Origin of the sequence: Streptomyces sp. NPDC085866 (assembly GCF_044541035.1) — a bacterium.
Classification (GTDB): domain Bacteria; phylum Actinomycetota; class Actinomycetes; order Streptomycetales; family Streptomycetaceae; genus Streptomyces.
The window spans coordinates 216,126-228,103 of sequence record NZ_JBITSQ010000016.1 but is presented as its reverse complement, the minus strand read 5'-3'; the positions used below and the strand labels follow the sequence as shown (position 1 = coordinate 228,103).

Annotated in this window: 11 protein-coding genes; 4 read left to right on the top strand and 7 right to left on the bottom strand. The window is 70.4% G+C overall.

From position 1 onward, the window contains the following. Positions 1-122: 122 nt before the first annotated feature. From ACIF83_RS35160 to ACIF83_RS35145, 4 genes are read right to left on the bottom strand one after another with little or no spacing between them, the layout of a single operon-like run. Positions 123-455 (bottom strand): antibiotic biosynthesis monooxygenase family protein, encoded by a 333-nt coding sequence (locus ACIF83_RS35160; RefSeq protein WP_393481199.1) that lies wholly within the window; start codon positions 453-455, stop codon positions 123-125. Next, a complete protein-coding gene (locus ACIF83_RS35155) occupies positions 446-1,774 on the bottom strand; it encodes an FAD-dependent oxidoreductase (RefSeq protein ID WP_398141063.1) in 1,329 nt (442 codons plus the stop codon). The genes ACIF83_RS35160 and ACIF83_RS35155 overlap by 10 nt, the downstream gene beginning before the upstream one ends. A gap of 37 nt (positions 1,775-1,811) precedes the next feature. Then, positions 1,812-2,900, bottom strand: coding sequence for an isocitrate/isopropylmalate dehydrogenase family protein (locus ACIF83_RS35150; protein ID WP_393481193.1), 1,089 nt, complete (start codon positions 2,898-2,900; stop codon positions 1,812-1,814). Then, positions 2,897-3,616: a thioesterase II family protein gene (locus tag ACIF83_RS35145; RefSeq protein ID WP_399733052.1), complete on the bottom strand. Its 720-nt coding sequence runs from the start codon at positions 3,614-3,616 to the stop codon at positions 2,897-2,899. The genes ACIF83_RS35150 and ACIF83_RS35145 overlap by 4 nt, the downstream gene beginning before the upstream one ends. 180 nt (positions 3,617-3,796) lie before the next feature. Here ACIF83_RS35145 and ACIF83_RS35140 point away from each other — a divergent pair, with 180 nt between their 5' ends. Together ACIF83_RS35140 and ACIF83_RS35135 are read left to right on the top strand one after the other, a co-directional pair. After that, positions 3,797-5,002 carry a cytochrome P450 gene (locus tag ACIF83_RS35140; RefSeq protein ID WP_393481189.1) on the top strand — a complete coding sequence of 402 codons (1,206 nt, stop codon included), beginning with the start codon at positions 3,797-3,799 and terminating at the stop codon, positions 5,000-5,002. A gap of 12 nt (positions 5,003-5,014) precedes the next feature. Then, entirely contained in the window at positions 5,015-6,598 is a 1,584-nt protein-coding gene (locus ACIF83_RS35135) for a (2,3-dihydroxybenzoyl)adenylate synthase (protein WP_393481186.1), read from the top strand. A gap of 78 nt (positions 6,599-6,676) precedes the next feature. On the opposite strand, the gene ACIF83_RS35130 is transcribed toward ACIF83_RS35135, so the two are convergent. Next, positions 6,677-7,420, bottom strand: a complete 744-nt coding sequence (locus ACIF83_RS35130) for a tryptophan 2,3-dioxygenase (RefSeq protein WP_393481237.1) — start codon at positions 7,418-7,420, stop codon at positions 6,677-6,679. Between the two features lie 189 nt (positions 7,421-7,609). On the opposite strand from ACIF83_RS35130, the gene ACIF83_RS35125 reads away from it, so the two are divergent. Both ACIF83_RS35125 and ACIF83_RS35120 read left to right on the top strand, forming a co-directional pair. Further along, positions 7,610-9,388, top strand: a complete 1,779-nt coding sequence (locus tag ACIF83_RS35125; RefSeq protein ID WP_399733048.1) for a non-ribosomal peptide synthetase — start codon at positions 7,610-7,612, stop codon at positions 9,386-9,388. Positions 9,389-9,556: 168 nt separating this feature from the next. Further along, positions 9,557-9,967 carry a cupin domain-containing protein gene (locus ACIF83_RS35120; protein ID WP_393481181.1) on the top strand — a complete coding sequence of 137 codons (411 nt, stop codon included), beginning with the start codon at positions 9,557-9,559 and terminating at the stop codon, positions 9,965-9,967. Positions 9,968-10,099: 132 nt separating this feature from the next. Here the strand turns inward: ACIF83_RS35120 and ACIF83_RS35115 are convergent, their stop codons facing one another. Then, complete coding sequence (locus tag ACIF83_RS35115) at positions 10,100-11,107, bottom strand: VOC family protein (RefSeq protein ID WP_399733044.1); 1,008 nt, start codon at positions 11,105-11,107, stop codon at positions 10,100-10,102. Next, entirely contained in the window at positions 11,104-11,976 is an 873-nt protein-coding gene (locus ACIF83_RS35110) for an alpha/beta hydrolase (protein WP_399733041.1), read from the bottom strand. Before ACIF83_RS35110 ends, ACIF83_RS35115 begins: the two co-directional genes overlap by 4 nt. Positions 11,977-11,978 lie beyond the last annotated feature (2 nt).

The following is an 11,978-nucleotide window of genomic DNA, read 5'->3' as shown; positions in this document are numbered from 1 at the left end:
CGCCTCTCCCCCTCTCACAGTAAGGCCCGCCCCCCCCCCGCCCCCCCCCCCCCCCCCCCCCGGGGGGGGGGGGGGGCGCCCCCCCCCCCCCCCCCCACGACGACGTTCCGTGACGTACCGTCCTACTGCGACTCGTCCGACGGCTTCTCCATGGCCGTGTGGGAGCTGGTCCTGAGCACTTCGGCCACGGTCAACTCGTAGGAGGAGTACCACTTTTCCCGGCCCAGCCGCTGCGCCACCTGGTGCTCGGGGTCGGAGCGCCACTTCTCCAGGGTCTCCGCGTCGCGCCACAGTACGACCGCGAGGCGCTCGCCGTCCTCGCCCGTGTAGTGCTGGACGTCCACCAGGTCGGGCCCGGCGATGGCACGGACCCGCTGCCGCATCTCGTCCTCGGCGGCGTAGTAGTCCTCGCCCGCCTGATCGGTGAGGCGCGACTTGAACAGGATCACGAACATCCGGAGTCCTCCAGGGTGACTGTGTTCGGGTCAAGGGGCAGGCAGGCGCGCAGCCGACTGTCGGACGCCGTGACCAGCTCCGCGCCGTGCCGGCTGAGCAGGCTCTCCACAAGTCGGTCCAGGCGCTGGTCGTTCCTCAGCACCGAGGCATAGCTCTCCTCCGTGAAGGCGCACTGCTCGTACAGGGGCACGAAGCGGTCCGGGAAGAGGTCGACGAGACGCTTCCGCAGGACTCCCCTGTCGTGTGCGGTCTCCTCCTGCGGCGGGTTGGCCATGATGTGGTAGTGCTGGTACGAAAGGTGGGAGATCGCGTTGGCGTCCTCGATCCGTGACTTCTCGTAGGCCGCCAGGGCGGCCGTCCAGTCCTCGGTGGAGTCGAGGCAGTCGACGAGCGTACGGGCGTCCTCGAAGCCGCAGTTCATGCCGTGCCCCATGAAGGGGGCCATCGCGTGACAGGCGTCCCCGAGCAGCGCCAGCGTGTCCCGCCAGACCCATCGGTCGCAGCGTACGACCGTGAGGGTGGAGACGGACTTGGTGGCGAGCTGTTCGGCGATGTCCCGGATGGCGGCGGTCGGTTCGGGGAAGCGGTCGGCGAACACGTCGAACAGCTCGTTCCCGCCGCCGACCGTGGCGTAGGAGGGCGCCGGCCCCTCGAGCCGCATGAACAGGGAGCCGGAGTACTCCCCCGACGGCATGGGGAACGCGGCGAACAGTGCGTCGCCGGTCGGCCAGTAATGCATGGTCCGGCTGTCGAGCCAGCCGCCCGGCACGTCGATCTCCTGATAGGCCAGCTCGAGATTGCGTACCTCCGCCGGTGCGGTGCGGGCGGCCAGGGCGGCACGGGCCGTGGAGTGCGCGCCGTCGCAGCCGAGGACGCGACGGCACGTCAACCGCTGCTCACCGTGGGCGTCCTCCACGAGCACGGCCGGTTCGTCCAGGTCCACGGAGCGCACCCGCTGCTCGAAGCGGATGCTGACGCCGGGGGTGGCCTCGGCGGCGTCCAGCAGGATGTGGTGCAGCCGCCCGCGCTCCACCGACCAGATCGGCTGTCCGTCCCTGCTGTACGGGGTGACGTGGGAACTGCCGTCGGGCAGGTGCGCGCAGCGTCCGTGCAGGGGGACGCATATCTCCCGCACCGTCTTGTCGAGCCCCAGGTCGGACAGTACGCGCCAGCCGCGTGCGGACAGCATCACCGTGAGGGACCGTCCCTGTCCGCCGCCGGCGCGGCGTGGATCCGCCCGCTTCTCCAGGATCGTGACCGGACCGAACCGGGGCGCGAGATACATGGCGGTGACCACGCCGACCAGGCCACCCCCCACGATGACGATCTTTGGACCACCCTCGGCGGGACCTCGGCTAAGCCCCCGCATGGCATCGCCGTCCCCTCGTCCGGCCTGCGTCCGGCTGCCGCAGTTCCGCCAGGACCACAGCGCCCACCTCCTTCGTTCTCAGGGACCCGCCGAGGTCGGGGGTGACTCTTCCGGCCTCGATGGCGGCCGCGACCGCCCGGCGCACGGCGTCGGCCTCCGCGTCATGGCCGAGGTGTTCGACCAGCAGCGCCGCGGAGAGAATGGCGGCGAACGGATTGGCGACCCCGGTTCCCGCGATGTCGGGCGCGCTGCCGTGCACCGGCTCGAAGACCCCTTGCCCGGTCGTGGGGTTGAGGTTGGCCGACGCCGCCACGCCGAGGCCGCCGGCGAGGGCGGCGGTGAGATCGCTCAGGATGTCGCCGTACGAGTTGTTCGTGACGATGACGTCGAACGCGGTCGGGTCGGTCACCAACTTCATCGCGGCGGCGTCCACATAGAGATGCGAGGTGTCGAACCCCGGGTGCCGTGCTGCAGCCTCGCTCCAGCAGCGCTGCCACAACTGGCCGCCGTTGCGCACGGCGTTGGCCTTGTCCACCACGCACACCGACCGCCTTGCCACGGAGAAGGCGAAATCCAGGATGCGCGACACACCGTGGTGGGTGTTGAGGTCCACGTCGATGGCGATCTCCTGCGGGGACCCCGTGCGCGTGCTGCCGCCGACCCCGCTGTACAGCCCTTCGGTGTTCTCCCGGACGATCGCGCAGTCGATGCCGCGTCGCCTGTCGTCGCGCAGCGGGCTGAGCCGGTCGTGCCACAGCCGTACGGGACGGTAGTTGACGTACAGGTCCAGCTCGGAGCGCAGTGTGGTCAGCACGCTCCGCACGTAGGCGGTGTCGCCCAACCGGGGATCGCCGACCGCACCGAGCAGCGTCGCCTCGCTGCTCCGGATCCGGTCGAGATCGGCCTGGGACAAGGCACTTCCGGTGCTCAGGTACGTCTCCGCGTTCACATGGTCGAGGACATCCAGCCGCACACCGGGTGCGAGCACGTCGAGAACCGCCAGCGCGGGTTCGATCACCTCCGGCCCGATGCCGTCACCGGGAATGACGGTGATCCTTTTCGCAGCGCCGCTCATGCCCGGCCTTGGCGCACGATGTCCGCCAACAGTTCCGCCACGTCGGTCGTCACGTGGAAGTGCCCGCCCGGCCGCGCGCGAACCGTGAACTCACCGGAGGTGACCTCCGCCCACTCCCCCAGCCGCGCCTCGTCCACCAGCGGGTCGCCCGCACCGTGATAGCAACGCACGGCGCACGACAGCGGCTTGGCGCCGGGGCGCGGCCGGTACTCCGCATGGGCCCGCAGGTCCGAACGCAGCGTCGGCAGCAGCAGCTCGCGCAACTCGGCGTGCTCGGCGATCCCGGGTTCGATACCGCCCAGTCCCACCAGCGTCGACCAGAACTCGTCGTCGGGTGCCAGGTGGAGGTCTCCGTCCTCCACGCTTCCGGGCGGTTCGCAGGCGGAGACGCACAGCGTGCGCGGCTCCTCGCCCGCGTCCCGCAGGACCAGGGCGGTCTCGTAGGCCACCACCGCGCCCAGGCTGTGTCCGAAGAGCACGTAGTCGCGCGGGGGAAGCCGCAGCAGATCCGCCGCCGCGTGGCCGGCCATCGCGGCCACGTCGTCCACCAGCTGCTCCCCGAACCGGTCGCCGCGACCGGGGTATTGGACGGCCATGAGCTCCACGCCGGGCGGCACCGCGGTGGACCACTCGCCGAAGGCCGTCGCCGAACCCCCGGAATGCGGGAAGCACACCACACGAAGCTCGGGACGTTCGACGGTGGTCAGAGAGCGCACCCAGCCCCGTTCCCGTATCCGGCTCATCATCTCCGCCTTTCTCGTCGGCCATCGGCTAGCCCGTCCCGTCCCATGTTTTCCGCCGCGCACGAAATCGCGGGATCCGCGAAAGATGTCGGCAAGACATCACGGGCGCCGTGGGGCCGGGGCATGACGATGCGGGGAAAAGGAGGAACCCGGATGAGCCCGTCGCTCGATCTCACCGACCCGGCCACCTTCGTCAGGAACGACCCCTACGAGTTCTGGCGCCGGGTACGCGGGGAGAGCCCCGTGTACTGGCACCCGGGCGCCGCGGAGCGCCCCGGCTTCTGGGTCGTGGCCGGGTACGACGACGTCCTGTCCTGCTACGGCGACTGGCAGCGGCTGAGCTCCGCCCGCGGCAACGTCCTCGACGTCCTGCTGCGCGGGGGCGACTCGGCGGGCGGGAAGATGCTCGCCGTCTCCGACCGGCCCTGGCACCGGCATCTGCGCAACCTGATGCTCCGCGCCTTCTCCCCCCGGATGCTCGGCGGCGTGGTGCGAAAGGTCGAGGAGCGTGCGCAGGCGCTGATCAGCACCGTCACGGAGCTGGGCAGCTTCGACTTCGCCGCCGAGGTCGCCGAGCACATCCCGATGAACACCATCTGCGACCTGCTGTCCATCCCCGCGCAGGACCGCAAGCAGCTGCTCCTGTGGAGCAAGGAGGCCCTGGCGTCCGAGCATCAGGAGGGCGCCCGGCTGGACGCTCTGGAGGCACGCAACGAGATCGTGCTCTACCTGATGGAGCTGGGGTTCGAGCGCCGTGCGAAGCCGGGCGACGACGTGATCAGCATGATCGCCACCGCCGAGGTCGACGGCCGCCCGCTCACCCCGGAGGAGATCGCCCTCAACTGCTACAGCCTCCTCCTGGGCGGGGACGAGTCGTCGCGGATGACCGCGATCAGCTCGGTCCTCGCCTTCACCCGGTACCCCGACCAGTGGCGCGGGCTGCGCGAGGGGACGATCGACCTCGACACCGCGGTGGAGGAGCTGCTGCGCTGGGCGACGCCGGGCATGCACTTCGCGCGCACGGCGCTGAGCGACTTCTCCCTCCGCGGGCAGCAGGTGCGCGCCGGTGACATCGTCACGTTCTGGAACACCTCGGCGAACAACGACGAGACGGTCTTCGCCGAGCCCCGGACCCTCGACCTGTCCCGCCGCCCCAACAAGCACCTCACCTTCGGCCACGGTCCGCACTTCTGCGTCGGTGCGGCGCTGGGCCGGGCCGAGCTGCGCGCGCTGCTGCAGGCGCTCGTCACGTCCGTACGGGACATCGAGCTGGACGGGGAGCCGCAGCGCATCTACTCCAACTTCCTGTACGGCCACGGCAGTCTGCCCGTCGCCTTCCAGCCGCGGTCCGCCTCCTGAAGGGAACGCCTCATGCTCGACGGTTTCGTCCCCTGGCCCGACCACCTCGCGGATGACTACCGCCGGCGGGGAATCTGGCTCGGCCGGCCGCTCGGTGACCTGCTGCACGACTCCTGTCGGCGTCATGCCGACCGTGTGGCCGTGGTCTGCGACGGGCGCGGGATGACCTACGCGGAGCTGTCCCGGCGGGCCGACCGGCTGGCGGGCGGCCTGATCGAACTGGGCATCGGACCGCTCGACCGGGTGGTCGTCCACCTGCCCAACATCCCCGAGTTCGTCGTCCTGGTCTTCGCTCTGCTGCGGGCCGGAGCCATACCGGTCCTGGCGCTGCCCGGGCACCGCAAGTCCGAGATATCCCACCTGTGCGCCCACTCCGGAGCGGTGGCCTATGCCGTGAAGGACGAGTTCGGCGGGTTCGACTACCGCGAACTCGCCCGGCAGATCCCCTCGGTCCGGCACGTCCTCGTCAGCGGCGACGCCCAGGAGTTCACCGCACTGGAGTCACTGGGCGGCGAGGACGTCCCCCTGCCCCGCGTCGACCCGTCCGATCCGGCGCTGTTCCTCCTGTCCGGAGGCACCACCGGACTGCCGAAGCTGATCCCCCGGGCCCATGACGACTACGCCTACGTCATGCGGGCCACGGCGGAGGCGATGCACGTGGGCCGGGAGGTGGCCTACCTCGCCGTCAATCCGGTCGCGCACCAGGCGGCGCTCGCCTGCCCGGGCGTGTTCGGGAGCCTTCTGCTGGGCGGCAAGGCGGTCCTGACGTCGAGCGTGCGGCCCGACGAGGTGTTCCCGCTGATCCGTCGCGAGCACGTCACCGTGACCACGGTCGTGCCCTCCGTGCTGCGGCTGTGGGCCGACTCCGGGCAGAAGCCCGACCTGTCGCACCTGCTCGTCCAGGTCGGCAGCGCCCCGCTCGACCCGGCGCTCGCCCGGCGGGCGGGAGAAGTCCTCGGGTGCCGGATCATGCGCTGGTACGGCATCAGCGAGGGCCTGCTGACCCACACCAGGTTCGACGACCCGGACGACGTGATCATGGGCACGGACGGCCGGCCCATGTCGCGGGACGACGAGGTCCGGATCGTCGACGAGTCCCTGAACCCCGTGCCCGAGGGGGAGGCCGGCGAGATGATCGCGCGCGGCCCGTACACGATCCGCGGGTACTACCGGGCCCCCGAGGAGAACACCCGCTCGTTCACGCCGGACGGTTTCTTCCGCACGGGCGACCTCGTCCGGCGCAGCCCGGAGGGCAACATCACGATCGTCGGACGGATCAAGGACGTCATCAACCGCGCCGGTGAGAAGGTCTCGGCGGAGGAGGTGGAGCGGCAGCTGCGCACCCACCCGTCGATCCAGGACGCGGCCGTGGTCGGCGTGCCGGACACCGTGCTCGGCGAGCGGACGTACGCCTTCCTCGTGCTGACCGGGTCGGAGGTACGGACGTCGGCGGTGAAGGAGTTTCTCCGGGGCCGCGGTCTGGCCACGTACAAGATCCCCGACCGGCTGGTGCCCCTCGACCAGCTGCCGCGCACCCCGATGGGCAAGGTGGACAAGAAGGCCCTGCGGGCGCTCGCCCTCTCGTCGGCGAGGTGAGGATGCCGTGACGGTGCGGATGCCTTGAAAGTGCGGCAGGGCCGGTCGCCGAACGCGCCGGCCCTGCCGCCTGCTCTTCTACTCGCCGTGCCGTGCATGCCACAGGGCGGGAAAAGAAGGGGTGAAAATCGCTTTGCGAAGGAACTCCGCGCCGGCCGTACCACCCGTCCCGATCTTGCTGCCGATCATCCGCTGGACGAGAACGACATGCCGGTACTGCCATTCCTGAAAAGCCTGGTCGAGATCCACCAGGCCCTGGCAGATCTGTTCCACCACACCGTCGTCGCTGTGCAGGCCGTGCAATGCGGAGGGCAGGTCGTGGGGCGAGTAACCCTTGGCGTCGAGATAGACGAGGAAGGCGTCGAAGAGGCTGGGCTCGTCGGCCCGCGCCTTGATGCGCGCCCGTTCCCGGCTGCCCTCGGGAAAGTGCTCGGCCGCCGTCCCGTCACGCCGTCCGAGCACCACCTCGATCTCACGGAACTGCGCCGAGTAGAAGCCGCTGCCCACCAACTGGCCGCGGAACGTGTCGAACTGGTCGGAGGTCATCGTCTCCAGCACGTCGATCTGCGCCGTCAGCGCCCGGAAGATCGCCCGCGCCCGGCGCAGCGTCCGCAGGGCGGGGCCGCTGTCGGCCTTGCTCAAGGTCACCTGGAGGGCGTCCAGTTCGTGGAGCAGCTCCTTGAACCACAACTCGTGCGACTGATGGACGACGACGAAGAGCAACTCGTCATGCTGTTCCGTGATCGGCTTCTGAATGTCGAGCAACGTTTCGAGAACCAAGTAATCACGATAGCCGCAGTAGGCGGAATGGGAATTGCTCATCACGGGCAGGGGCCTCCGCTCGCCGGGCGTTGACTCCCCTTGGTAACACGGCGAAACCGACCGAAGGTCAGAATCTGTCACCGATCATTCAACGGGGCGGCTCACCGCCCTGACAGGCCATCATGATGGGGAAGCATGAGCGCCAGGAGAAATCGTCGTCGTTCCAATGCATCACTGAATGGACGCGAAATGGGCGATGCAAAGCACACCGTCCCTCAGCTTTTCGAGGCCGTCGCCGCCAAGGCGGGGGACGACACCGCCATCCTGTTCGAGGGCAAGGCCGTCGGCTACACGGCTCTCAACTCCGCGGCCAACCGGCTCGCGCGGTACCTGATCGCCCGTGGCGTGGGCCCGGACTCGGTGGTCGCCGTCTCCGTGCCCCGATCCCCCGATCTGGTCACGGTGCTCCTTGCGGTACTCAAGGCGGGCGGTGCCTACCTCGCGCTCGACCCGGCGTATCCGGTGGAGCGGCTGGCGCACATGGTGGCCGACGCACGGCCGGTGCTGCTGATCCGCGCGGCGGAGCACACAGCACTCACGCTGCCGGACGAGAGCGTGCCGGAGGTCGTCCTCGACGACCCCGTGTTCCGCGCGGAGTGCGAGGCGCACGCCGACCACGACGTGTCCGATCGGGAGCGCCTCGCCGAGCTGCGCGCCGAGCATCTGATGTATGTCGTCTACACCTCGGGGTCGACGGGCCTGCCCAAGGGCGTCGCGGTGACGCACCGTGGCGTCGCCGGCCTGGTGGCGAGCCAGGCCGAGCAGATCGGGGCGGGCCCGGGTGACCGCGTTCTGCAGTGGGCGTCGATCAGCTTCGACGCCGCCTTCTGGGACATCTCGCTGGCCCTGCTGTCCGGCGCGGCACTCGTGATGGCGCCGGCCGACGACCTGCTGCCCGGCCAGCCGCTGCGGGACACGATGACCGAGAACAAGGTCACGCACGCCACGCTGCCCCCGGTGGCGCTCAGCGTCACCGAGGCGGACGGCGTCCTGCCCGGCGGGACACTCGTATCCACCGGTGACGCCCTCTCCCCGTCCCTCGTGCGGACCTGGGCCGAGGGCAGGTCCCTGCTCAACGGCTACGGCCCCACCGAGGTCACCGTCGGCATCTCCATCGGGCGGATCACCCGACCCGACGACATCAGCATCGGCCGGACGTTCCCCGGCAGCACCGTGCACATCCTCGACGAGCGGCTGGCCGAGGCCGGTCCGGGCGACGAGGGCGAGCTCTACCTGGCGGGGCCGGGCCTGGCACGCGGGTATCTGAACCAGGCCGGGCTGACCGCCGCGCGGTTCGTGGCCGACCCGGCCGGTCCGCCGGGCAGCCGGATGTACCGCTCGGGCGACCGGGGCTGGCGTCGCGCGGACGGAGAGCTGTTCTTCGCGGGCCGGGCGGACGACCAGGTGAAACTGCGCGGCTTCCGCATCGAGCTGGGTGAGATCGAGACCCGGCTGACCGCGCATCCCGCCGTCGACCTCGCCTGTGTCGTGGTGGAGGGCGATCTCGCGACCGCCCGGATCGTGGGTTACGTGACCACGTCAGCGGGTGCGGAGGCCACCGGCGCGGAGTTGCGGCAGTACGTGGCCAGGTCGCTGCCGGAGCACATGGTGCCGTACACCGTCGTCGTCCTCGACCGCTTTCCCACCACCCCCAACGGCAAGGTCGACCGCGCGGCGCTCCGCGAGGCCGGCGCCAACCCGCCCGTGCCGCAGACGGCGGCCGCCGTCGGCGCGGACCTGTACGACCTCGTCAAGCAGATCCTCGGGGTCCCGGAGGCACGGCCCGAGGACAACTTCTTCCAACTCGGCGGCCATTCGGTCCTGGCCACACTGCTGGCCCGGAGAGTCCGCAAGGAGTTCGGCGTCGTGATCCCGATGCGGACGATCTTCCAGGCCGCCACGCTGGAGGAACTGGCGGTTCTCGTGGAGGCGGCCGAAGGGCGGTCCGGCACACGCCACGAGCCGTGAGGCGCATCGGCCGGACGTGACAAAGTCGGTGACGTCGCCGGTACACGGCGTCCGGCACGTGGAAAGCATTCACCGCGCGAAATGCGCACCGGCCCACACGACTCCGCCCGCTTTCCGCGTCACCGAGGCGCAGCGGGCCCGGCAGCAGTAGCCAGAAAGAGAAACACCATGCAACTTCTGAAGCGGCCCCCGACCATGAAGCTGCCGGCCGAGTGGTGCACCGGCGACGCCTACGCCGACGTCATCTACCGGGGCGAGGAGCCCTGCCGGGCCCGCGCCAACACGGTCCGCTTCACGCCCGGCGCCCGCACCGCCTGGCACTCCCACGGCCTGGGCCAGACCCTCTGCATCGTCGAGGGCATCGCCCTCGTCCAGTCCCGCGGCGGCGAGATCCTCGAAGCCCACCCGGGCGACGTGATCTGGACCCCGCCGGGCGAGGAGCACTGGCACGGCGCCGCCCCGGACAGCTTCATGGTCCACCTCGCGCTGTGGGAGACGGACGACATCGACTGGCGCGAGCACGTCTCCGACGCCGAGTACACGGGCCCGCGCGTCAGCACGCGCGCCCGCACCCGGTGACATCGGCTTCGTCGGCGGCCCGCACGGCGTCGTGGTCGACGGCCCAACCCTGATCGGTCGACCCGAGCGGGGAGGCAACCTGCCGCCCTCGGAGCAGCTGCCCACGCCCGCCCGGTCCGGTCCTGGGTGCTGTCAGTCGTCGGGGATGCCGGCGCCGCTGAGGGCGGGCACGGTGTTCTCCGGGCGGGCGAGGGAGCGCGCGCCGAAGCGGAACTGGTCGAGCTTGTCGACGATGGTCTGGCCGACCGGGGTGTGGCCCCAGATGCTGATGCCCTGGTGGGTGCTTGGCTCCCAGGTGGACTCGTCGACGACGAGGGGGTTCCAGCCGACCTCCCACTCGAAGCCCGAGGGTGTGCGGGCGTAGAAGGACAGCTCCTTGTCGTTGGTGTGCTGGCCGACGGAGAGGGCCATGTCGAAGCCGAGTTCGCAGACGCGCTCGTAGCTGCGTGCCAGGTCGTCGAGGGTGGACACCTGGACGTTGAGGTGCTGGACGCGGGTGCGGATCGGGTCGATCGGCAGGCCGCGGACGGCGGCGATCGCGATGGAGTGGTGGCGTTCGTTGACGCGCAGGAAGCGGATCCTGAGTTTGAAGCCGCTGATGGTCTCGTCGATGTAGTCGGTGAGGCGGGCGTCGAAGACGGTGTGGAAGTAGCCGCGGAGCCGGGCCGGTTTGGTGGACGTGAGCGCGATGTGCCCCATGCCGGAGTCACCGGTGACGAAGCCGGAGGCCAGCATGCGCAGCGGCTCCCCCGACTTCACCGGGGTGGTGTAGATCTCCTGGGTGATGCCCTTGGGGCCCGGGAAACGCAGGAGGCGCTCTACGCCGCGCAGGGCCGCCTCGTCGGCGCTGGCCTCGACGCAGGGGACGCCGTGGGCTCGGATGCGGGCCTCGATCTGCTCGAAGCTGGCGTGGTCGTCGACGTGCCAGCCGGTGGCCACGACGTCCTCGGCCGGGCCGCGCCGGATCAGGAACCGGCAGTCCTGGTCGTCGAGGCGGAAGCGCATCAGGTCGCGGGAGAGGTCGTCGTGGTGCATGCCGATGGCGTCGGTGCCGAAGCGGCGCCAGTCGGTGAAGCGGCTGGTCTCGATGACGATGTAGCCGAGGTGGACGGCCCCGAAGACGGAGGCGGTGGTGTTCATCGGCGGCCTGCCAGGAAGTCGGCGCACAGCCTGTTGAACAGCTCGGCGCGTTCGAACTGCACCCAGTGCCCGGTGTTGGCGACCTCGTACAGATCGCAGTTCGGCATGCGCTCCGCCAGCATCCGGCCGCCGGACGGCCGGTTGACCTTGTCGTCGGCGCCCCACAGCACCAGGGTCGGCACGGGCAGCCGGGCCAGGCGGTCGTCCCGGGTGAAGTCCATCTTCCACAGGGTGCGCAGGGCGTTCGGACCGGAGGGCCGCCGCAGCGGCGGGTCCGCGACGACCTCAGGGTCGATGCTCGCCCGGAAACGCTCGTCGATGACGCTCTCGGGCACGTCGGCGGCGTTGAAGACGAGGTGGTTGCGGATGAACTTCTCCAGCTTCGGCCGCGAAGGCCCGTCCCCGGAGTAGTAGTTGAGGAGACTGTTGAGCCCCGGCGTGGGCAGGGCACGGGTGGTGCCGACGCCACCGGGGCCCATCAGGACCATGCGGTCGACCCGGTCGGGGGTGTCCAGCGCGATGCGCAGGGCGCACGCGCCGCCGTAGGAGTTGCCGACCAAGTGGGCCTTTTCCAGGCCGAGTCGGTCGAGCACGCCGCGGATCCCGTCCGCGAGGCAGCCGAACGGGTCGGCGCCGTCGATGCCCTTGGTACTGCGGCCGTAGCCGGGCAGGTCGGGGACGACGACCCGGTACTCCTTCGCCAACGGGCCGATGTTGCGCGCGTAGTTGGAGACGCCGGAGGCGCCGGGGCCGCCGCCGTGCAGGAGCAGTACGGCCGGGCCGTCGCCGGTCTCGGCGACGAAGATCTTCTTGCCGGCCACGTCGAGCAGGGATTCCCGCATCGCCGGCGGTTCGGTCCGGGTGGTCATGG